The sequence below is a fragment of the Corynebacterium sp. 5QC2CO genome (genome assembly GCF_024580435.1).
GTDB classification, from domain to species: Bacteria; Actinomycetota; Actinomycetes; order Mycobacteriales; family Mycobacteriaceae; genus Corynebacterium; species Corynebacterium jeikeium_D.
On the sequence record NZ_JANIKI010000001.1, the window covers coordinates 367486 to 389971 of the forward strand.

Sequence of the window (22486 nt, forward strand, 5' to 3'; positions counted from 1 at the left end):
GACGACTAAGACGAAGACTTTAAAGGAGATATAACGGATGAGCCGCAAGCGTCGGCTAACCGGTGAGGCGGCTAGAAAGGCGGCCTTCGAGGCCGTCGATCACGCCCCGCTGCTGGAAAAACTCGGTGTTGAGCTACCAGAGGAGTCCCTGAAGCTCGCTCTGACCCACCGCAGTTTCGCGAATGAAAATGGCATGCTGACCAATAACGAGCGTCTAGAGTTCCTGGGCGACGCCGTGCTGGGCATGTGCGTTGCTGAAGAACTCTACCGTCGCTTTCCGGACCGCGCTGAGCAGGATATTTCCAAGATGCGCGCAGGTGTCGTGAACATGTACGCGCTGGCTGACCTGGCCCGCAGTATCGGATTGGGGGAGCACATTCTCCTCGGTCGCGGTGAGAAGGCCACCGGTGGCGCGGATAAGCACTCGATTCTCGCTGACACCACCGAGGCGCTGCTGGGTGCTATCTACCTGCAGCATGGTTTCGAGGTTGCCCGTGAGACCGTGCTTCGCCTGTTCAACCAGATGATTGACGATGCCCCGACGGAGTCCCGCGGCCGTGACTGGAAGACGCTGTTGCAGGAGCGCCTGGCGGCCAAGCAACTACCGGCTGCCGAGTACACCGTGCGCACCACCGGTCCCGACCATGATTTAACTTTCTACGTCGACGTGCTGGTTGACGGCGTGGTTAAGGGCAGCGGTACCGGCGCCACGAAGAAGGAAGCCGAGATGCACGCCGCGCATCAGGCGCATACCGCTCTGGCCTAATGCCCGAGCTTCCTGAAGTCGAGTCCGTACGCCGCGGTCTCGACACTTACGTCGTCGGTGGCCGCATCGACGATTCCTTCGTCTACAACGCTCGCGCCGTGCGGCGCCAACCCGGTGGTGCCGTAGAGTTTATCGGTCGTACGCGTGGGCGCACGGTTGTCGCTACGGATCGTCGTGGCAAGTTCATGTGGCTCACGCTTGACGACGACTCCGCAATCGCCATTCACCTGGGCATGAGCGGCCAATTGCGCGTGGAAGCCCCGTACACTCCCGATACGCTGCCTGGCCGCCACACCCGAGCCGCTTTCGACATCGCTCTTCCGGACGGCGCTCGGCACCTAATCAACTTCAACGATCAGCGCACCTTTGGTTGGGTTTGGGCCTGTGAACTGGTCGAATCCCACGGTCGCTTTGTTCCGGAACCTGCAGCCAAGATTGCGCCCGACCTATTGGAGCCCACCGTTGATGTGGTTGCCCTTGCACACCGCATGATGAAGTCGCGATCGCCGATTAAGGCCGTATTGCTCAACCAAAACATCGTGTCGGGTATCGGCAATATCTATGCCGACGAAATGCTTTGGGCAGCGAAGGTCGATGGTCGCGTGCCGGCGTGTGACCTTTCGGTCCGTCGTTTAGCGAAACTTTTGCGCGAAGGGCAATCGGTACTCGAGCGGGCGCTAGCGGCCGGCGGCACGAGCTTCGATGCGTTATATGTGCATGTCAACGGCGAAAGCGGCTATTTTGAGCGGAGCTTGAACGCCTATGGTCAAGCGGGGGAGCCGTGCCCGAGGTGTGGGCGCGCAATTGTCCGTCTGCCATTTGGCAATAGATCGAGTTATCTGTGTCCCACCTGTCAACGCTAGAATTTCCTTATGAGTTTCATGGAGCAAGCAACCGACTGGGTAAATGCTTGGAATGACAAGTACTGGCTGCTCATGATTGTTCTGCTGATCGGTACAGGTTTGTACTTCTGTTGGCGGACCATCATGGTGCAGATCCGGTACATCCCGGAGATGTTCAGGGCCATTACTGAAAAGCCCTCTGATATTTCTGAGGGAGTCAAGGGCATCTCGGCCTTTAAGGCCTTTACAATTTCAGCGGCCTCACGCGTGGGTACCGGAAACGTCGCAGGTGTGGCGGTGGCGATCACTACCGGTGGCCCTGGCGCCGTCTTTTGGATGTGGCTGCTCGCTGCGATTGGTGGCGCAACCAGCTTCGTGGAGTCTACGCTGGCACAGCTGTACAAGGTGCGGGATAAGGACTCTTACCGAGGCGGCCCGGCCTACTACATAACCAAGGGGCTAGGGGAGAACTGGCGCTGGATGGCCTCGCTTTTCGTCATCGCTATCACGGTGACCTACGGTTTCGTGTTCAACGCGGTGCAGTCCAACTCGATTACGGCGGCTGTGGCTCAGTCGACCGGGCAGGAGACACCGATTTTTAAGTTCTGTGTCGGTATCGTGCTGGCAATCTTGGCCGGCGTCATCATCTTCGGTGGTGTGCAGCGTATTTCGGCGGTGACGCAGATTGTCGTGCCGATTATGGCCGTGGCCTACATTATCCTCGGCCTGATTGTCTTGGCTCTCAACATCACCGAGGTGCCGGGCATGATTAAGCTGATTTTTGAGCACGCCTTCGGTATCCGTGAGATTGCTGGTGCTGCCGTCGGTACCGCCATGATGCAGGGTATTCGCCGCGGTCTGTTCTCCAACGAGGCCGGTATGGGTTCCACTCCGAATGCGGCGGCGACGGCATCGGTGTCGCACCCGGTCAAGCAGGGCCTTATCCAGACGATGGGCGTCTACTTCGATACCTGGGTCGTCTGTACCATCACCGCGGTTATCATTCTGCTGTCCGACCCGACTTTCGGCGGCGATGCAGAGGGCACCGCGCTGACTCAGGCCGCGCTGTCGGCGCAGGTGGGAACGTGGGCAATCCACGCGGTTACGGTCATCATCTTCTTCCTGGCGTTCTCCTCGCTGGTGGGTAACTACTACTACGCCGAAGCAAATATCCCGTTCCTGTCTAAGAGCAAGGCTGTCCTGAACACCGTGCGCGTCCTGGTTATCCTGTGCGTGATTGGCGGAGCTGTCGGTTCCGTGCCGCTCGTCTGGTCGCTTGCAGATACCTTCTCCGCACTCATGGCCACCATCAATATCATCGCGATTCTGCCGCTGGGTGGCGTCGCAGTCGCCCTGTTGAAGAACTACTCCGAGCAGAAGTCCAAGGGGCTCAATCCGGTATTCCATCGCGACGATCTGCCTAACCTCCGCGGCCACGACAAGATTGAGTGCTGGGACGGTTCCGACCCGATGACAGTGCGTGAGTCCGATGTCGCTTAACGACGTCCGCCTCACCGCGTGGGTACATGGTCGTGTTCAAGGTGTCGGTTTTCGCTGGTACACCCGCGCGACGGCTCTGGAGCTGGGGTTGGTTGGTTACGCTCAGAACTATCCGGATGGTCGGGTGTTAGTTGTTGCTGAAGGGCCACGGGCAGACTGTGAGAGTTTGCTCGCTTGGCTTGAGGGGCCGAATACTCCGGGCAATGTGACGGCAGTGGTGCCGTTATGGCAGGAACCGAAGGGTGCATTGAGCACGTTTGACCGTCGTTAAGCGGGGGCCAACTGCCTTCCTCCTCCCCCCCCCATGTCGGTGTAGGAATCCGAAAAATTCGAAAACGTTCTATCCCTCGCTCTGCGTCATTGTTTTTACGCAGTTAGCGGGGGATTTTTTCGTGTCTTGAGGTAGTCGATTGGGACGCTGTAGAGGTCTCAGAACGCTAAGAAACTACGTAAGAGGGAAAAAGAATACGTAAATACGGAAGAAAGGTGGATTAAGTTAATAAATACCTACTGACAGACAGGGGAGGCACATATGACGCCTGAAGAAGTAATTGCACAGTCTGGAAACTCAGCGTGGATGCTGATTTCGGCTTCGTTGGTTTTGCTCATGACACCGGCGCTCGCGCTGTTCTATGGCGGCATGTCGCGACAGAAGTCGGTGCTCAACATGATGATGATGAGCTTTGGTGCTGTCGGCGTTGTCGGTGCCATTTACGTGCTGTGGGGCTGGTCGATGTCCTACGGATCGCAGTCGATCGGTGGTGTATTTGCCAACCCATTCGAGTTCTTCGGACTGCGTAACTCAATTACGGATGGTGACGGCAACTACATCGCGGGTGCGAATGGTTACCCGAATATCATCGACATCGGATTCCAGCTCACGTTCTGCTCGATCTCTGTGGCGCTCATCTCTGGAGCGCTGGCCGAACGCGTGAAGTTCTCCACCTGGCTGATTTTTGTCGGTTTCTGGACGACGCTGGTGTACTTCCCAATGGCCTTTATGGTCTGGGGTGGCGGTCTGCTGAGCCACTCTGCAGAGGGGCTTTCGGCGAAGCTGTTCGGTACCGCTGACGGCGAAGCGCTCATCGCTCCAATTGACTTCGCTGGCGGTACGGTTGTGCACATTGCTGCTGGTACTGCCGCTTTGGTGCTGGCGATTATCGTCGGCAAGCGCAAGTCTATCGATGGCAACCGGCATCGCCCGCACAACCTGCCACTCGTCATGCTGGGTGCCGCACTGCTGTGGTTCGGCTGGTTCGGCTTCAACGGCGGTTCGGCATTTGCTGCCGACGGTGTGGCTGGCCTGGCATGGCTGAATACAACGGTGGCAGCGTGTGTGGGTATGCTCGGCTGGATTTCACTCGAGCGTATTCGTGATGGACATCCCACCTCGCTGGGCGCTGCCTCGGGGGTCATCGCAGGGCTTGTGACTATTACTCCAGCCGCAGGGGATATGAACCCAGTGACCTCAATCATTCTGGGCTATATCGGCGGTGCGCTGGCTTGCTGGGGTGTTGGCTTAAAGTACAAGTTCAATTTCGATGACACCTTGGATGTGGTTGGTCTGCACCTGGTCGCAGCTATGTGGGGAACGATTGGTGTTGGCCTGCTGGCTAATGATCGCGGACTGCTTACCGGCGGTGGCATCGACGGTCTGAAATTGTTTGCCATCCAGATCATCATCGCTGTCATTGCGGCTGTGTTTTCGGGTGTGTTGACGTACATCATTGCCCGAGTACTGAAAACAACCGTCGGCTGGCGTATCCACGGCGAGCAGGAACATTCTGGTATCGACGTCGCTCAGCACGGTGAGTCGGCCTACGCTTCGACCAACGAGGCTGTGGTGTGAACGAGTGCTGCCATTGAAGCTCAATCAATCTTGATAGAAGCCCAGTCAATAAGGAGTAAGCCATGAAACTCATAACAGCAGTGGTGAAGCCGTTTACGGTTGAAGCTATCCGTGATGCACTCGAAGAGATCAATGTCAGTGGGATGACCGTCGTTGAGGCTGAAGGTTACGGTCAGCAAAAGGGGCAGTCTGAGGTCTACCGAGGTGCCGAGTACACCGTCGAGTTCGTCCAAAAGTCTCGCGTGGAAATCGTTGTCTCTGACGAACAGCTCGATAGCGCTCTCGAAGCAATTTGCTCCGCAGCGCACACAGGCAAGGTAGGGGATGGCAAGGTCTGGGTCACCAACGTTGAGCGCGTTGTCCGTGTCCGCACGGGTGAAAGCGGCGCTGCGGCGGTCTAGGAGCAGCGGGGTTAACAATAGGGCCCAGTCAGTATCGATCTACGGCATCATCCCCAGCACGGATGGGTTAATTCAGCTCCAACCCCCAACTGCAGGTAAGATATTGCCCCATGTATTTGAAATCGCTGACTCTGAAGGGCTTTAAATCCTTCGCTTCGGCGACGACGATGAAATTCGAGCCCGGCATCTGCGCAGTTGTCGGCCCGAATGGATCTGGTAAGTCGAATGTCGTCGATGCCCTCGCGTGGGTAATGGGCGAGCACTCCGCCAAGACCCTTCGCGGCGGCAAAATGGAAGATGTCATCTTCGCGGGAACCTCCGGGCGAAAGCCTTTGGGGCGCGCGGAGGTCACTCTTACCATCGACAATTCCGATGGGGCACTTCCCATTCAATATAAGGAAGTCTCTGTCACGCGTCGCATGTACCGCGACGGCGCAAGTGAGTACGAAATCAACGGTTCTCGCGTCCGCCTCATGGACGTACAGGAACTCCTCAGCGACACCGGCATTGGCCGCGAGATGCACATCATCGTAGGCCAGGGTCGGCTTTCGCAGATTCTGGAGTCCCGGCCAGAGGAGCGTCGTGCGTTTATTGAGGAAGCGGCAGGTGTGCTCAAGCATCGCCGCCGCAAGGAGAAAGCGCAGCGCAAGCTGCAGTCGATGCAGGCCAATCTCGACCGATTACAGGATCTGACAGGTGAGCTTTCCCGTCAGCTCAAACCGCTGAAGCGTCAAGCTGAGGCCGCCTCTCGCGCCCAGACTGTGCAGGCAGACCTGCGCGACGCCAAGTTGCGTTTGGCTGCCGCGGACTTCGTGGATTTGCAGGACAGCCTCAATGACATTGCTGGTCAAGCCAAGCTCATTGAGGAAAAGGTGGAGGCCGCCACTGAGCGAGCCGAGATTGCCGCTGAGCGCACTGCAGAGCTTGAAGCGGAACTGGAAGACATCACTCCAGCAGCTGATGCTGCCCGAGATTTGTGGTTCCGTCTCTCCGCACTCGGTGAGCGTATCCAAGCGACGGCCCGCATCGCCGCCGATCGCGCGGCCGACCACTCCGTCGCTCCGTGGGTAGGCCCAGACCCGGACTTCCTGGAGCAGCGGGCCGACGACGCCGCCACCGAAGAAGCCACGCTTGCTGAGGCTGAGGCAGAGGCCCGCGAGAAACTGGAGGAAATCCGCGAAACGCTCTTCGACGCCGAGGAGACTTTCCGCGAAGCCGAAGCGGAGCACCTCGCGGCCGTTCGCGCAATCGCCGACCGTCGCGAAGGCGTGGTTCGTCTCATCTCGGCAGAAGAATCGCTGCGCACTCGTCTGGAAGCCGCCGAAGCCGAAGCTGCACGCCTTGCCGAGCAAACCAATGAGGCCGACGAACGCCGTGCCGATGCCACCGAAGCCGTGGAAAACGCCGCACAGGAGCTAGCCGAGGCCGAAATCGAAGGTCCCGAGCTGCAGAGTGCTTATGAACAGGCCAACCGAGAAGCAGAGCTGGCCTCTACACGGTTGAAAGAACTCCGCGCTGACGAGCGCGACCTCGAACGCAGTGTCTCAGGTTTGTCCGCCCGCATCGAAGCTCTGGAGACCGCCCGCACCGCCGCTGCCAACGACGGCACCGCGTGGCTACGTGAAAAGCACGAGCTCGGCGTTCTCTCTGAAGTCATCGATGTCGACGCTGGCTGGGAAAAAGCGCTCACCGCAGCCCTCGGCGCGGCCGCCGAAGCACTGGTCAGCGAGGGCAGTGGCGATTCGCTTATCGACGAGCTGGTGGCCGCGGGCAAGGGCAGTGCCGTCGTTATCAATTCTGCGGATGCGTCTGATTCTTGGCGGTTGGACATCACTTTGCCCGCACAGGCATCCTGGCTGCTCGACCATGTGACAGTGCCTGCGGAGCTTTCGGGTTCGTTGACCTCTCTGCTCGTTGATGTCGTGGCCTGCGACGACGAGCACTTCGCCCGTGAACTGGTGGCGCAGGATACCCGACTGCGGGTTGTCGACCGCGATGGTGTGCTTCGTGGCTCTGGTTGGGTAGCTGGCGGTGCTGGTGGCACTGCATCAGGTGTGGAAATCGCCGCCGACATTGCTAAGACTCGCGACGAACTAGCAGAAGCACAGGTGCGTTTGAGTGACCTCGGTGGTGTGCTCTCCGGTGCACAGGCCGAAGAAGAGGACCGCCGCACTGACGCAGCGGCCGCCCGTGCCGCGCTGCGTGAGCATCAGAGTCGTATGAAGGTTCTTACGGATGCCCGAACTCGGGCCACGGCGCAGCTGTCCGGCGTGGTGCATGATGCCGAACGCGCTGAGCAGCGCGGAGCCGAAGCCGCGGACCGAGTAACGAAGCTCCAGAAGGAGTTGGCGGAGGTCGTAGACCGCTTGGCTCGCGTGGACCGTGACCCCGAGGAGGGGGAACCGTCGACAAGCGAACGTGACCGTGCCTCGGAGGCGCTGACGGCTGTGCGCGCCATGGAAACAGAGGCACGTCTGTCGCTGCGTACGGCAGAGGAGCGACTGTCGAGTGTACGAGGTAAGGCCGAGCGACTCCGTCGCCAGGCTGCGTCGGAGCGCGTAGCAAAGGCGCGCCATGAGCAGGCGCAGATGGCGAAAGTTACTCAGCGCGAATTGGCAGAAGTTGTCGCGGAGCTGGCTGAGGACTTGCACGCGAAGGTTAACGTGTCGTTGGCGCGGGCAGAGGCCGATCGCGACGATGCCGAGGCGCAGAAGAAGACGGTGTCGCAGGCACTGTCGGCGGCCCGGACGGAGGCGAATACGGCGCAACGTGAGCTGGCAAAGCTAACGGATTCCGCGCACCAGGGCGATATCGCCCGTGCGCAGGCGCAAGTCCGCGTCACCGAGGCTGCAGAGCGCATCGTCGACCAGTTGGGGCTGTCTGTCGATGACCTGCTCGCGGACTTCGCTCCTGATGAGAACTTCGACCGCGCAGCCGTGACGAAGCAGCTCAAACAGGCGGAGAAGGATTTGCGTGTGCTCGGCCGCGTCAACCCGTTGGCGCTGGAGGAGTACAAGGCGATGGAGGAGCGCTACTCTTTCCTATCCACACAGCTTGATGATGTCCTCAAGGCCCGCCAGGATCTCACCGATGTTGTCGAGGAAGTCGATGCCACGATTCTGCAGCTCTTCACAGACGCGTGGAACGATGTCGAGGCAGAATTCCCCGCGGTCTTTCAAACGCTTTTCCCGGGCGGCGACGGACGACTGGTTCTCACCGAGCCGGACAACCTGCTCACGACAGGTATCGAGGTTGAAGCCCGCCCGCCGGGCAAAAAGGTTAAGCGGCTGTCGTTGCTCTCCGGCGGCGAGAAGTCGCTGACGGCGCTGGCAATGCTCGTCGCTATTTTCCGCGCGCGCCCGAGTCCCTTTTACGTACTCGACGAGGTGGAAGCCGCGCTTGACGACGTTAACCTGCGTCGCCTTATTGCGCTGCTCGAGGAACTCCGCGCGACTAGTCAGCTGATTGTCATTACGCACCAGAAGCCAACAATGGACGTTGCGAATGTGCTCTACGGCGTGACCATGCGGGGCGACGGCGTGACTCGAGTAATCTCGCAGCGAATGTCACCGGCATCCGCAACTCCGTCGACAGGAGCGGAGTAAGCGCGGAGTAAGTGAGGAAGAGTCGTTGATACTGCATAATGAGAGTTATGACTCCAACTCAGTGGATACTCCTTGTCGTCGCGATTGTCGTTATTATCGCGCTGCTCTTTGTTGTGGGCTATGTCCGCAGGAAGAACCAGCGCATTTCCTTTGCGAAGGAAGATACTAAGGAACTCACCCAGCAGGAGAAGTCTGGAAATTACCAGGCCACTAGTGGTTTTAACTTCGCTCCGGCCGGTGGTGGGACTGATACCCGCGAGAAGCAGCCGGTTGAAAAACCGATGCCGAAACCGGCGGAAAAGCCGATTGAAAAGCAGGCCCCGGAGCCAGAGGAAAAGCAGGCTGATATACCTGCCGATCAGCCGGACGGTTCACTGCTGAAACCAGAAGGTCGACTGGTTATTCCGGATAACCCCACCGAAATGGAGGGGGATTTTGACCGCGTAATGCGGGAAATCCCAATCGATTTGCCTACGGCCGGGGAAGAGGAATCAGAGCCCGAGCCGGAACCACAACCAGAGCTCGAAGCAGAGCCTGAGGTGGAGGTAGTTCCTGCTCCTGAACCGGAGCTGGAGCCGGAACCGACCCCCGAACCAGAACCGACGCCAGAGCCGGAGCCGGAAGCTGCGCCGGAGCCGACGCCAGAGCCAGAAGCAGAACAGCAGATTGACTCCATCGACCCGGCTGAGGGACGTCTGGGTCGCCTGCGCGGTCGTCTGTCACGGTCGCAGAATGCAATTGGCCAGTCTGTGCTCGGCATCTTGGGCGCGGGTGACCTTGATGAGGACGCGTGGGAAGAGGTTGAAGACATCCTGGTTATGGCTGACCTCGGTGCGGCTGCGACGCAGCGTGTCGTCGATAAGCTGCGCGAGCGTATTGCCAGCCAGAAGGTGAGCACGGAAGAGCAAGTGCGCGCCCTGCTGCGTGAGGTGTTGATTGAGGAGTGCAAGCCTGAGATGGACCGTTCCATCCGCGCACTTCCGCACGAGGGCAAGCCCGCAGTGATTCTGGTAGTCGGTGTCAACGGCACAGGTAAGACCACGACGACGGGCAAGCTGGCTCGTGTACTGGTCGCCGGTGGCCACCGTGTTGTTCTCGGTGCAGCGGATACCTTCCGTGCTGCTGCAGCCGACCAGCTGGAAACCTGGGGACGACGCGTTGGCGCGGAGACCGTTCGCGGCGCTGAAGGCGCCGATCCTGCTTCTATTGCATTTGAGGCAGTTGCTCACGGTATCGAGTCCGGCGCTGATGTAGTGCTCATCGACACCGCCGGCCGCCTGCACACCAAGGTCGGTCTGATGGACCAACTGGACAAGATTAAGCGCGTGGTGGAGAAGAAGGCTCAGGTTGATGAAGTCATCCTGGTTTTGGACGCGACGGTTGGCCAAAATGGTCTACTGCAAGCACGTACTTTCCGGGATGTAGTAGACATCACCGGCGTTGCCCTGACCAAGCTGGACGGTACCGCGAAGGGCGGCATTGTATTCCAGGTGCAAAACGAGCTCGGTGTGCCGGTGAAGTTGGTTGGCCTTGGTGAAGGTGCTGACCACCTGGCGCCGTTTGAGCCGGAGAGCTTCGTAGACGCACTGCTCGGCGGCCGCAAATAGTAACTAACATCGATGAGTGAATTTTCCATCGATCGGTGAGTACAGCGTCGGCCGTCGCCCCCGACAAAACAATAAAGGCCTCGGAGTCACCGCGTAGATTTCTGTAGAGGATACGCGGAGCTCCGGGGCCTTTAGTGTTGAGGTGCTAGGAATCTAGCGGAGAGTTGTGCTAGGAATCCTTAGAATTCTTGCGTGCGAGTCGGGTAGCTGCCACGCCACCGACCAGGAGTGCTAGAGCGGCACCGCCGAGGGCAGTCGCCTGAACACCAGTGACTGCTAGACCAGTGTTCTTGGTCCCGGTTTTCTTACCGTCATTCTTAGGGTTGTCGGGCTTGTCGCCTGGATTTTCCTCCCCAGGATTCTCGTCCTCCCCGGGCTGTTCGTCACCTGGGTTTTCATCGTCACCCGGTGCGTCATCGCCCGGATTCTCATCGTCCCCCGGTGCATCATCGCCGGGGTTTTCATCGTCGGAAGTTGGACAGTAGCCGTGACCAATGAATATGATTTCGCCGTTCATCCCTCATCGTGCACGGCGGAAAATAAAACCAGGCCAACTGCGGTTAACTAGGTTCATGATTAACCATAAACTGGTTGATATATGAATGGCATTGGAGGTAGTTATAGGAATAACATCAGGTGCGGAGTGGTGTGCTTTGACCTGCTGCAATGCCGCCGGGTTGCTATTTGGCTTACGCCATTCCGGGGGAGGTTCTTACTAAGGGTGCCCTTAGCAAAAGCTAGCCACTGGCGTTATTTGTCTGTTATCTAACTGGTGGTAGCTGGGTTGGATAAACGTTCTTTACGCAGTAGGGCATTCATATCTGGAGACTTGTTTAATTGTCACGTTAAAATAACGAACAGTAATTTAACGTCCGCGAGAATAAAAGAGCTTTATCCTATTGCTGTTTTTACTTCCTATTGGCTACACCCGAATCGGGGCGTTTAGGGTGGATGGGCTGCAATCGTTGTCGATAGGCGAAGCTGTAGATATGTGCCAAACGGAGTATCCAGCGGGTACGGTAGAACAGTTAAGAAAAGACAAGGCAAAAGGGGAGCTGGAAACTTGTTTGAGTCTCTTTCCGATCGTTTGACGGGTGCCCTGCGGGGGCTGGGCGGGAAAGGCCGCCTGACTGAGGCGGATATTAACGCCACCGCCCGCGAGATTCGGCTGGCTCTTCTGGAAGCCGATGTCTCCCTCGAGGTTGTCCGTACCTTCATCAAGCGCATCAAGGAACGCGCTAACGAAATTATTGGCAGTCAGACGGTCAACCCGGCCAACCAGATTATTGAGGTCGTCAATGAGGAACTGATTAACATCCTCGGTGGCGAGACTCGACGTCTCAATATGTCGAAGCAGCCGCCGACGGTTATCATGCTGGCCGGTCTGCAGGGTGCTGGTAAGACCACTTTGGCCGGTAAATTGGCCAGGTACCTCACGGATCAGGGGCACACCCCAGTTCTCGTCGCCTGTGACCTGCAGCGTCCAGGTGCGGTGCAGCAGCTGGAAATTGTCGCTGAGCGTGCGGGCGTGCCGTGCTTTGCACCGTTCCCGGGCACCAGCCTCGATTCCACCCATGAAATGGGCACTAGCGAGGACAACCCAGTTGACGCCGCGTTCCGCGGCCTCGCTTATGCTCGCCAGCATCGCCACGATGTGGTGATTATCGATACCGCAGGTCGCCTGGGTATCGATGAGGTTCTGATGAAGCAGGCCCGCGATATTCGCGATGCCATCAACCCGCATGAAGTTCTGTTTGTCATCGACTCCATGATTGGTCAGGATGCGGTAGAGACCGCCAAGGCCTTCCGAGACGGCGTTGACTTCACCGGCGTTGTACTGACCAAGCTCGATGGCGACGCGCGTGGTGGCGCTGCACTGTCTATCCGTGAGGTCACCGGTAAGCCGATTCTGTTCGCCTCCACAGGCGAGAAGTTGGAGGACTTTGACGTCTTCCACCCAGACCGCATGGCCAGCCGCATCCTTGGCATGGGTGACCTGAAGACGTTGGTTGAGGTCGCGTCCAAGGAAATCGATCATGAGCAGGCTGCCAAGTCCGCCCAGAAGATTGGTTCCGGCGAGTTGACTCTCGAGGACTTCCTCGAGCAGATGATGATGGTCCGCAAGATGGGCCCAATCGGCAACATCCTCAAGATGCTCCCCGGCGGCGCGGAAATGTCCAAGGCCGCGGAAATGGTCGACGAAAAGCAGCTTGACCGCATCGAGGCGATTATCCGCGGTATGACTCCGGAAGAGCGCGAGAATCCGAAGATTCTGAACGCTTCACGACGTCGTCGTATCGCCAACGGTTCCGGTGTGTCCGTTTCGGAAGTTAACCAGCTCATCGAACGCTTCAATGAGGCGCGGAAGATGATGGCGCAGATGGCCGGCCGATTTGGTATGGGCGGCGGTCGCCCATCGAACCGCAAGGCCAAGCGTGGTCGAAAGGGTAAGGGCAAGAATAAGCGCAAGGGCGCTAACCGTGGTCCGACGCCGCCGAAGGCAATGCGCGGTGGCGGAATGCCCGGTATGCCTGGAATGCCAGGTATGCAGGGCATGCCGGGTATGCCTAGCATGGCTGAACTGCAGAAGCTGCAGAAGCAGATGGGTAACCAGCTGCCAGAAGGTATGGAGGACTTTGACCTCAACAATCTCGACTTCGGGCAGGGCAAGAAGTAGCAGGGCAAGAAGTAGCTAGTCCCGCAGAGCCTTCTGAATCTGGCGGTCCATTTCAGGGCTGAAAGTGGCCGCTAGTTCATCGGTGATGTGATTGCTGTCGCGGTAGACGTAGATATTGCCGATAACCTTACGGCAGGTGGTCGGACCGCAGAAGATGTCGGAAAAATCTAGACTGTGCCCGTTGGGGAAGTTCGCAAGAATCTCCTCAGCGGGATTTTCTGCATTTAGGGCAGTTTTGCGGTGGATAGTGCAGTCTTCTTCCGCTTCTTCGCACACGCTGGGGGCGAACTGGTCCAAGTCCCCCCGTAGCGCCCATGGGTTATCGCGGATGGCGAAGAAATCAATTCCGCGTTCTTGTAGCGCAGCGAAAAAGGAAACGTAACCATCCGGTGTGTAGTCGCCCGGCTGCGGGGGGTCCGCCTGGAACAAGGGCCTGGTTGAAGTGGTGAAAACCATCTCTGGCTGAATCTCGTCAATTTTCTGCAGAGCCTCGAAAGTCCAGGCCACGCAGATATCGCCGACTCCGTGGATCGGTTCTAAGGTCGCTGGACAGCCTTGTCGGAGAAGAACCACCACTCGGTAGCCATGCTTCTTGCCGTAGGCATCAATCGGGGCAAACCAATGCTCCATGTGCGAGCCCCCGATGATGACAATCGATTCACTAGCATCCGGATCACCGTAGACACACGGCTGGGTCTCATCGCGCCAACGGCGATTCGGTGGGAAGTATCCGACGTCCTCACCGCCTGTCGCAAGGCAGCCATCGAGGGCGGGTTCCGGCCAAAGGTCCGTGATGAAATCGGTATTCGGCTTTGTGGCTGCCTTGGGGACCTCGTACCCGTCGGTAAGCGCGAGTGCACCTGGGTAGACCTCAGGATCGAGGCTGGTGGCGGAGGCGCGATCGACGCGCACCTGTTGCACGTTGACCAGGCTGGACATGCCGACCAACGCAATGACGACAACAGTGCCGACTACCGCTTGACGACGAGCCGGGCGACGATGCTTAATTGCGTGGATTGCATCGCCGACGACGGGCTGAGTCCGGGTCGGTCGGCGAGTCGATTGAGCCAGTGGCAGCTCGACATACTTGTTGGTGAGCTTGGCCAAAATGAAGGAAACGACAATCACTGCGGTGCCAAGCTTCAGCCCCGGAGTATCGCGGTTGAGGTAGTTTATGGCCAGAATAAGAAGAGGCCAGTGCCACAGGTAGAGCGCGTAGGCGCTCTGGCCTACTTCGCGCATTGGGCGGCTGGCCAGGAACTTAGAGATCCAACCCGCCTCAGGGCCGGCGATAATAATCAGCGCAGCACCACCGAGGGGCCACAGGGTCCAAGGGCCTGGGAACTGCGCGGCGCCGTCGAAGATGAAACCGGTGGAGACCACCAGTGCGAGGCCGATGCCTGCTAACAGCACTCGAAGAGGCTTGGGCATGGGGACGGAGCCCCGGACGAGAATCAGTCCGAGTAGTGCTCCGAGGCAGAGTTCCCAGAGGCGGCTGACAGTGGAGTAGTAGTTCCACCCCTGGTTCTCGGAGTGCATATAGAAAGCATAGGCAAGCGAGCCGAGAGTGATAACTGCCAGCAACGGAGTGAGGATTCGGCGGAGTTTACCGCCGGTAGCGTCGGTGCGCTTCGCCTCCACCGGTGAGGTAACCGCACCGACAATCTGGGGTGAGCGCGTCGCCCAGGCGAGTAGGGAGATGAGCAAAATGGAGCCGAGATAAAACTGACCCTGTACCGACATTGACCACAGGTGCTGCAGTGGGGAGGTTTCGCTCTCTGCGGCAGCGTAGTCCGAGCCCTGGAGTGCCAGTTCATAATTTTGGTAGTAGAGCAGGCTGGCGCGGAGTTGCTGGGCAATGTCGAGGGTGCGAAGCGATGGAATGAAGTAAATGACAAACAGGGTTGTCGCGAAGAGGACCAGCACCAGTGTCGGGATTAGGCGACGCAGCGTGCGCCAGATACTCCACCATGGATTGATGGACTGCCTGGGGTTGATGGCATTACGGTACTGCGCGCCGAAGAAGAAAAACCCGGAGAGCAAGAGGAATACGTCCACACCACCGGAAACGCGGCCGACGTAAACGTGGAAAAGGACTACGAGGGCAATCGAAATGCCCCGTAGTCCGTCCAAGTCATACCTATACTGGGTGCCGGTGGTTTTCATAGAATGTTACGTTACCGCACTGTCAACGACGTTCAGCTTTAGTGGGTATGCAGCGTTTCGAGTGCGCGGTTTTGTTAATTTCCAAAAACTGCTGGTAACATACCCCGAGTTGTCTCAATGAGAATCCTCAGCTGAGGCACGACTGCGAATTCATCGGATCCGGCCACGGCCGCCCGGTGGTCACGCGCAGTGTAAATATCCCAAGGGCAAAACCGGTCCGAGGCACTTCGTTAGTAATTTCTCGTGAGCTCGGATGCATAAGTATTGTCCAGTGACATAGAAGAAAGAGGAACTCCTCATGGCAGTCAAGATTAAGCTGCAGCGCCTGGGTAAGATTCGTACTGCTCAGTACCGCGTTGTCGTTGCTGATGCTCGTACCCGTCGCAACGGTGCGGTCATTGAGAACCTGGGCATCTACCAGCCGAAGGAAGAGCCGTCGATCATCAAGATTGACTCCGAGCGCGTTCAGTACTGGCTGGGCGTCGGTGCACAGCCGACCGAGCCGGTTCTGGCTCTGCTGAAGGTCACCGGCGACTGGCAGAAGTTCAAGGGCCTCGAGGGTGCAGAGGGCACTCTGAAGGTTGCTGAGCCGAAGCCGACCAAGCTCGAGCTGTTCAACAAGGCTCTGGAAGAGGCCAACAACGGCCCGTCCGCTGAGGCCATCACCGCTAAGCGCCGCGAGGCCAAGGAAGCAGCTAAGGCTGCTAAGGAAGCTGAGGAGGCCGCAAAGGCTGCCGAGGCTGAGGCTGCTGAGTCCGAGGCTTCCGAGGACGCCGAGTAATAAGGACGCTGAGTACGCCGCTTAGCTAATCCGGGCGCTACCTTATACTTCAAGACGAAGTGTTGGGTGGCGCCTTTTTGCTTTACGCGGGTGTTTTACAGAGCCTTTATAAGAGAGGGAGTGTGCGCGTGTCGGTAGCTGACATGGTGCTTATTGGCCGAGTGATCAAGCCCCACGGTGTGCGCGGGGAAGTCGTCGTCGATGCGACAACGGATGACCCGGAAGGGCGTTTCGCAGTCGGGGCCACGCTGTTGGGCGTACAGGCCGGCCGTGAGGAACAGCTGACTGTTAAAACGGCACGCCCGCACCAGGGGCGTTTGCTGGTTCGCTTCGAGGAGATTCCGGGTCGCAATGAGGCCGAGCGCCATCGGGGCATGAAGTTTTATGCAGAGCCCGTCTTCGAAGACGAGGACTTTTATGACTTTGAGCTCGTTGGCCTGCGCGTTGTCCACAACGGCACCGATATCGGCGAGGTCACTTCTATCGTCCGCGCACCCGCTCACCGTCTCCTTGAAGTCACGCTTGACGACGGCGCCCGGGAGGTTCTTATCCCCCTGGTAGAGGAAATCGTTCCGGAAGTAGACCTTGAGAACTCAACCGTCACCATCACGCCGCCGGAAGGACTGTTGGAGCTGTGAGCTTACGTCTCGATGTAGTCACAATCTTCCCGGAGTACCTCGAGCCACTGCGTCATGCGCTGCTGGGCAAGGCAATTGAGCAGGGTATTTTGAGCGTCGGAGTGCACAACCTGCGCGACTGGGCGCCAGGTGTACACCAAGCCGTGGATGACTCTCCCTACGGCGGTGGCCCCGGCATGGTGATGAAGCCGGATGTCTGGGGTCCCGCCCTCGACGAGGTGGCGACGCTGAAAGCGGAGCAGTCGCTGACATCCGCTGTGCCACATTTGGACAATGTCCGCCATGATCAGAAATTGGGTTTGGCCGAGGAATCTTCCTATGCTGCAGCGGAAGTGCCGTCGTTAAGCGAAGAAGATTCAGCGAAACCCCTGCTGATCGTCCCGACCCCGGCGGGCGAGCCGTTTACGCAGCAGATGGCGCAGGAGTTCTCACACGAGGAGCACATTGTGTTCGCGTGCGGGCGCTACGAGGGCATTGACCAGCGAGTTATTGATGATGCCGCTAATCGTTACCGCGTGCGTGAGGTCTCTATTGGGGACTATGTGCTGATCGGCGGGGAAGTGGCGGTGCTGGTGATTGCGGAGTCCGTCGTGCGGTTGATCCCGGGTGTGTTGGGCAATCGCAAAAGCCACGAGGAGGACTCTTTCTCTGACGGTCTGCTCGAAGGGCCGTCCTACACCAAGCCGCGCGAGTGGCGTGGACTGGCAGTGCCGGACGTTCTCCTCAGCGGCAATCACGCGCTGGTGGACCGTTGGCGGCGCGACCAGTCACTCATCCGCACGGCCGAACGTCGTCCCGATTTGCTTGCCGACGTCGACCTCAGCGCCCGTGACCGGGAAATAATCCAAGGAGTCATTGGGGAAGTAACCGAGGAGAACTGCTAGTGGCACGTGTTCGAATTGCGCGACCCCGGCATGTCATTGGTTGGTTAGCTGTCCTAGGTGCACTGGCGTGGTTCACTCAGACGCAGCTGGCGGGGAGCGTGGATCAGTCGTTTGCGGGCTGGGTCAGTGACCTGCATGGGGCGCGGGATGGCCGCGTCGATAGTTTGATGCTGACTTTGAGCGAGATTATCCGGCCGATTTACGTCGCGCCGGTCACGCTCGTTGCTGCGGCGCTCCTATGGTTCCGCTTTCGTGCGTGGGCGTTGCTACTGCCGGCGTCATTCGGTTCGTCGATTGCGGTGACTTATGCCATGAAGTGGTTTTTGGACCGCGACCGACCGGGTGAGGAGTTCTCACTGGTCAACCTGCACGATGCGGCGTTTCCTTCTGCACATGTGGCAGCGGTTACTTCCAGTGGCATGGCCGCGATGCAGCTGGCCATCCCCGTATTGCGCCGCACAGCCCGCAAGTTGCTCGACTTGGCCATCATCGCGCTTATCGGCGCTGTGGCACTGTCGCGCGTGTGGGTCGGGGCGCACTGGCTTACCGATGTTATCGGCGGCCTCATCGCCGGAGTTATCGGCTTAGCAGTTGCGCTGCTAGTTCTTAGGAGATGGCCACGAGCACGGCGCTACGCGCTGCCTTAGTCTCCTCGTAGAAGGCCACGAGTTCGCGGTACCGCTGTGTCGCAGTGGCTTCGTCGATAAGCGAACCATTGTCCGTGATGCGGGCGGCAAGATCGATGCTTGCCAGCGTCTGGTGCACGTCGCCGACGCGATCGGCGCGGATGACTGCAGACAGCGGCTTGCGGCAGACGCGGTCGGCGCCGAGAATGGCCTCCGCCAGTGGGTCGCCGAGTGCCTGGCCGTCGATGGGATTGCCGGTCAACGTGCGCAGCAGGGACTCCCAGTCCGTGTCGATGTCCAGGGCGTCTTCGTCCGGAACGTCGACGAAGTGCTGCAGGATAATCTTCTCCGCGCCGTCGGTAACAAGCCCCGCCGTGCCGCCGTCGCTGGTCGCCGCAGGTGCTGCGACCTCAACTAACCGCGCTGCCTCCTCATCGGAGATGCGCAGGTATTCGGCACAGAGTTTCTGCTTCATGGGGCTCCTTTTCCGGTGTTTACTGCGAGCCTTCTGTGGGGTGTTCGCCAATTAGTACTTCCACGATAGTAAAGTTGCCCGGGTGATTTCATCAGTAATTGCCCGAGAACTCGCCGCCACTGGTGCGGACGTTGCCGAAAGTGCCGTCGCCGCCGCTATCAAGCTTCTCGACGAAGGCAACACCGTGCCTTTCATCGCCCGCTATCGCAAGGAAGTAACCGGCGGACTCGATGACACACAGCTGCGTTTCATCGAGGAACGCGTCGTTTACCTGCGCGAACTAGAAGAGCGCAAGCAAACGATTCTCGCCGCCATTGAAGAGCAGGGAAAGCTTAACGACGATCTCAAGGCCGCCATCCTCGCCTGCGATACCAAGGCACGGCTGGAGGATCTCTACCTGCCGTACAAGAAGAAGCGCAAGACCAAGGCCGATATTGCGCGTGAGGACGGGTACGAACCGCTGGTGGAGGAGCTGCTGGCCGACCCAGCCGCGGACCCCGAGACTCTAGCCACTAAGTACGGCGAGGCAGCTGGTAAGGATGCGAAGGACGCTCTGACCGGTGCCCGTGCCATCCTGGTCGATCGCTTCGCTACCGATGCTGATTTGGTTGGCTCTGTCCGTGAGCAGGTGTGGTCCTCCGGTTCCGCCGCCGCTGCTGTGGTGGAGGGCAAGGAGACTGCGGGTGCGAAGTACCGTGACTACTTCGAGCACAACGAACCTCTGGACACCATGCCTAGCCACCGTGTGCTGGCCGTGCTGCGGGGTGAGGCCGAGGGCATTCTAACTCTCAACATCGATGCGGGTGAGGATGAGACCTACGAGCACATGATCCGTGAGGCCTTTGAGCTTCCCGACGGCGGTGCCTCCAAGTGGATTGACCAGGCCGTTCGTTTCGGTTGGCGCACCAAGTTGGAGGTGTCCGCTGCCCTCGATGCCCGCACTCGACTGAAGGAGCGCGCCGAGGCCGAAGCCGTGGATGTCTTCGCCCGTAACCTGCGTGACCTGCTGCTGGCTGCACCGGCTGGCCAGCGCGCCACTCTCGGCCTGGACCCGGGATACCGCAATGGTGTGAAGTGCGCCGTTGTCGACTCCACTGGCAAGGTGCTCGATACTGCCATCGTCTACCCGCACCAGCCGCGCAATGACTGGTCTGGCGCCAAGGAGCAGCTGGCCACTCTCTGCGCCACGCACCGCGTGGAGCTCATGGCCATCGGCAACGGCACCGCTTCCCGCGAGACCGAAACCCTGGCTCGCGAAATCGCCGACCTGATTGCTCAGGCCGGCGGCAAGAAGCCGACCCCAGTGGTGGTCTCTGAGGCCGGTGCTTCCGTGTACTCCGCATCGTCCCTGGCAGCAGCTGAGTTCCCGGACATGGATGTATCTCTCCGCGGTGCCGTGTCGATTGCCCGTCGCCTGCAGGACCCGCTTGCCGAGCTCGTCAAAATCGATCCGAAGTCCATCGGTGTCGGCCAGTACCAGCACGACGTTTCCCAGACCAAGCTCGAGCACTCTCTCGATGCCGTGGTCGAGGATGCCGTCAACGCTGTCGGCGTCGAGGTCAACACCGCCTCCGCGCCGCTGCTCGGTCGCGTTGCTGGCGTGTCCTCGACTGTTGCGGACAACATCGTCGCTTACCGAGACGAAAACGGCGCTTTCACCTCCCGCAAGGAGCTGCTGAAGGTTCCGCGTCTTGGCCCGAAGGCCTTCGAGCAGTGCGCCGGCTTCCTGCGCATCCACGGCGCTAACAACCCGCTCGATGCCTCCGCTGTGCACCCGGAGTCCTACCGCGTCGTCGATGCCATCGCCGCGTCGACCGGCGTTAGTGTCCAGGAGCTCATCGGCAACTCCCGTGTCCTGTCCAAGGTACGTGCTGCAGACTTCGTCGACGAGTCCGCCGGCATCGGCCTGCCCACCGTCCAGGACATCTTGACCGAGCTGGACAAGCCCGGCCGCGATCCGCGTCCCGAGTTCGTCACCGCCACCTTCAAGGAAGGTGTGGAGAAGGTCTCCGATCTTCAGCCCGGCATGATTCTCGAGGGCACCGTCACCAACGTCGCGGCCTTCGGCGCCTTCGTCGACGTCGGAGTCCACCAGGACGGCCTCGTCCACGTCTCCAACATGGCCCGCGGTTTCGTCTCCGACCCGCACGAGGTCGTCCGCTCGGGCGAGGTGGTCAAGGTGAAGGTTCTCGACGTTGATGTCGAACGCAATCGCATCGGTCTATCGCTCAGGCTTGACGACGACGCCTCGGATGCCAAGCCAAAGCGTGACGGCGGTCGCGGAGAAGGCCGTGGAGGCGGCCGAAAGCGTGGTTCCCAGAATAAGAAGCGCGGTGGAGCCAACCGCGGTGGAGGCGGCGGCTCCATGGCTGACGCGCTGCGCAGGGCAGGCTTTTAGCGCTCGATCTGTTAGCGCTTGATTTATTAGCGCATAGCCTATTGGCGCATAGCGTCGATGCGGCTGTTGATCTCACCCGCGACAGCCGCAGCCATTCCATCCGGTACGACGATGGTGTAATCGGACCCCGAGGTCTCAATCTTGACTGCCTCGCCTGACCGTGCCGCCACGGTGATGCGGCCATCATTGCCAAGTCGAAGCCCAATACCGCCACCGTCGGCCCAGTTATAAGTGGCCGGCTTCGCATATTTGATGGTTCGAAGCTCAATGGGGTGTTTCATCTTCAGCGGTCCACAGCCGTTAAAAACGGTAATGGAATCTGTCTTCGGGTCCGTGTCTAGTGTCATGCCGGTTTCATATGCGATGAGGAATAGCGGCGTGCACAGCAGAAAAACAATGCCGAGGCTTGGCAGGAACACTGCGAGCGCTACAGACACCACGCACCAGACTGCGAGGGCGATTTTGACGCCCTTAGAGATGGTCACACTGACGTCGATGGGAGTCGGGTCTCCTTCTCGATGGGGCAACTGTGGCGATGTCGGCTCGGTGACCGTGGCGTCGGTAAGCGAGGAGTAGTCCTTGAGGCGGCGCGTCACGAGCAGGGCCGCTACTAGGCCGATGATGACGCCGGCTATTGCATAGATCCAGCCGATTCGGGCGGTCGTAGGGTCCGTCGTGCCGATTTGCGGGATGATAATCGCGAATTCAACGCCGATTAAGAAGCCGCAGAGAGCGAGGTTGGTTATTGCAATTGGCTTGCGTACGACAAGCGGCGTACTGGTCTTGGCGCCGAGCCAACCGATCTGCGCACATGCTATGACGATGATCGCCATAATCAACGTGCTTTGAACTGGCGGCATGAAACCGTTGGGAGTGTCGTTACCGCTCCAATGCGTTGCTAATTGCTCCGGTAGTCGGTCGGAAATGGCAATTACCCACAGAAGCTGTGCAATGGCCAGAACGCACGGGGCGATGATTGTTCCTCGAACGATCCAGGGGTCAAAGCGTGGAATCTGCTGCATGGAGACAATCTAGCAGTTGGGGGGGGCTTTGTAGCAACGGTCGGCAGCGGTCGGTGGCGTTCGTTTTTGGAGTGCTGTATCAGCGTGACGTTGTAGCGAGCGGTTGTAGCGTGCCGTCTTAGTGTGCGCGGAGTTTCGCCAGAAGATGCACCTCGTGACATTTGATAACACACTCAATATCACACTCGAAAATACAAGCGAAAAAGTTTTATTAAAGGGGTTGTAAAATCGAACGGGCGTGCTAGAATG

Annotated in this window: 18 protein-coding genes; 14 read left to right on the plus strand and 4 right to left on the minus strand. The window is 59.0% G+C overall.

The features are described 5' to 3' along the window. The first annotated feature begins 37 nt into the window (after positions 1-37). The 8 genes from rnc (at position 38) to ftsY (ending at position 10570) form a co-directional block, all read left to right on the plus strand. The gene (rnc, locus tag NQ014_RS01710; protein ID WP_038628630.1) at positions 38-766 is read left to right on the plus strand and encodes a ribonuclease III; all 729 of its coding nucleotides are present in this window, start codon (positions 38-40) and stop codon (positions 764-766) included. Next, complete coding sequence (gene mutM, locus NQ014_RS01715; protein WP_257073274.1) at positions 766-1629, plus strand: bifunctional DNA-formamidopyrimidine glycosylase/DNA-(apurinic or apyrimidinic site) lyase; 864 nt, start codon at positions 766-768, stop codon at positions 1627-1629. Before rnc ends, mutM begins: the two co-directional genes overlap by 1 nt. An 18-nt stretch (positions 1630-1647) precedes the next feature. Further along, entirely contained in the window at positions 1648-3108 is a 1461-nt protein-coding gene (locus NQ014_RS01720) for a sodium:alanine symporter family protein (protein WP_257073361.1), read from the plus strand. After that, the gene (locus tag NQ014_RS01725) at positions 3098-3379 is read left to right on the plus strand and encodes an acylphosphatase (RefSeq protein WP_257073275.1); all 282 of its coding nucleotides are present in this window, start codon (positions 3098-3100) and stop codon (positions 3377-3379) included. Before NQ014_RS01720 ends, NQ014_RS01725 begins: the two co-directional genes overlap by 11 nt. Positions 3380-3640: 261 nt before the next feature. Beyond that, positions 3641-4957 carry an ammonium transporter gene (locus NQ014_RS01730; RefSeq protein WP_257073278.1) on the plus strand — a complete coding sequence of 439 codons (1317 nt, stop codon included), beginning with the start codon at positions 3641-3643 and terminating at the stop codon, positions 4955-4957. A 62-nt stretch (positions 4958-5019) separates the two neighbouring features. Further along, positions 5020-5358, plus strand: coding sequence for a P-II family nitrogen regulator (locus tag NQ014_RS01735; RefSeq protein ID WP_257073280.1), 339 nt, complete (start codon positions 5020-5022; stop codon positions 5356-5358). Between the two features lie 110 nt (positions 5359-5468). Beyond that, positions 5469-8963: a chromosome segregation protein SMC gene (smc, locus tag NQ014_RS01740; RefSeq protein WP_257073282.1), complete on the plus strand. Its 3495-nt coding sequence runs from the start codon at positions 5469-5471 to the stop codon at positions 8961-8963. Positions 8964-9010: 47 nt separating this feature from the next. Continuing rightward, positions 9011-10570, plus strand: coding sequence for a signal recognition particle-docking protein FtsY (ftsY, locus tag NQ014_RS01745; protein WP_257073285.1), 1560 nt, complete (start codon positions 9011-9013; stop codon positions 10568-10570). 169 nt (positions 10571-10739) lie between these two features. Here ftsY and NQ014_RS01750 read toward each other — a convergent pair whose 3' ends face one another. Then, positions 10740-11087 carry a hypothetical protein gene (locus NQ014_RS01750; protein WP_257073288.1) on the minus strand — a complete coding sequence of 116 codons (348 nt, stop codon included), beginning with the start codon at positions 11085-11087 and terminating at the stop codon, positions 10740-10742. A 546-nt stretch (positions 11088-11633) separates the two neighbouring features. Here NQ014_RS01750 and ffh point away from each other — a divergent pair. After that, positions 11634-13247: a signal recognition particle protein gene (ffh, locus tag NQ014_RS01755; RefSeq protein ID WP_048735500.1), complete on the plus strand. Its 1614-nt coding sequence runs from the start codon at positions 11634-11636 to the stop codon at positions 13245-13247. 15 nt (positions 13248-13262) lie between these two features. On the opposite strand, the gene NQ014_RS01760 is transcribed toward ffh, so the two are convergent. After that, positions 13263-15413, minus strand: a complete 2151-nt coding sequence (locus NQ014_RS01760; protein WP_257073291.1) for an acyltransferase family protein — start codon at positions 15411-15413, stop codon at positions 13263-13265. 298 nt (positions 15414-15711) lie between these two features. Here NQ014_RS01760 and rpsP point away from each other — a divergent pair, with 298 nt between their 5' ends. The 4 genes from rpsP to NQ014_RS01780 all read left to right on the plus strand — a co-directional run bounded on the left by rpsP (position 15712) and on the right by NQ014_RS01780 (position 18363). Continuing rightward, positions 15712-16194 carry a 30S ribosomal protein S16 gene (gene rpsP / locus NQ014_RS01765; RefSeq protein ID WP_038628648.1) on the plus strand — a complete coding sequence of 161 codons (483 nt, stop codon included), beginning with the start codon at positions 15712-15714 and terminating at the stop codon, positions 16192-16194. 143 nt (positions 16195-16337) lie between these two features. Further along, complete coding sequence (gene rimM / locus NQ014_RS01770; protein ID WP_257073362.1) at positions 16338-16832, plus strand: ribosome maturation factor RimM; 495 nt, start codon at positions 16338-16340, stop codon at positions 16830-16832. Next, positions 16829-17716 (plus strand): tRNA (guanosine(37)-N1)-methyltransferase TrmD, encoded by an 888-nt coding sequence (gene trmD, locus NQ014_RS01775; RefSeq protein ID WP_070652936.1) that lies wholly within the window; start codon positions 16829-16831, stop codon positions 17714-17716. The genes rimM and trmD overlap by 4 nt, the downstream gene beginning before the upstream one ends. Beyond that, positions 17716-18363: a phosphatase PAP2 family protein gene (locus NQ014_RS01780; RefSeq protein ID WP_257073297.1), complete on the plus strand. Its 648-nt coding sequence runs from the start codon at positions 17716-17718 to the stop codon at positions 18361-18363. The genes trmD and NQ014_RS01780 overlap by 1 nt, the downstream gene beginning before the upstream one ends. On the opposite strand, the gene NQ014_RS01785 is transcribed toward NQ014_RS01780, so the two are convergent. After that, the gene (locus tag NQ014_RS01785) at positions 18323-18817 is read right to left on the minus strand and encodes a DUF1877 family protein (RefSeq protein ID WP_049171521.1); all 495 of its coding nucleotides are present in this window, start codon (positions 18815-18817) and stop codon (positions 18323-18325) included. The genes NQ014_RS01780 and NQ014_RS01785 overlap by 41 nt on opposite strands. An 82-nt stretch (positions 18818-18899) precedes the next feature. Here NQ014_RS01785 and NQ014_RS01790 point away from each other — a divergent pair, with 82 nt between their 5' ends. After that, a complete protein-coding gene (locus tag NQ014_RS01790) occupies positions 18900-21215 on the plus strand; it encodes a Tex family protein (RefSeq protein ID WP_257073299.1) in 2316 nt (771 codons plus the stop codon). A gap of 38 nt (positions 21216-21253) precedes the next feature. On the opposite strand, the gene NQ014_RS01795 is transcribed toward NQ014_RS01790, so the two are convergent. Then, the gene (locus NQ014_RS01795; protein WP_257073302.1) at positions 21254-22237 is read right to left on the minus strand and encodes a DUF1648 domain-containing protein; all 984 of its coding nucleotides are present in this window, start codon (positions 22235-22237) and stop codon (positions 21254-21256) included. Positions 22238-22486 lie beyond the last annotated feature (249 nt).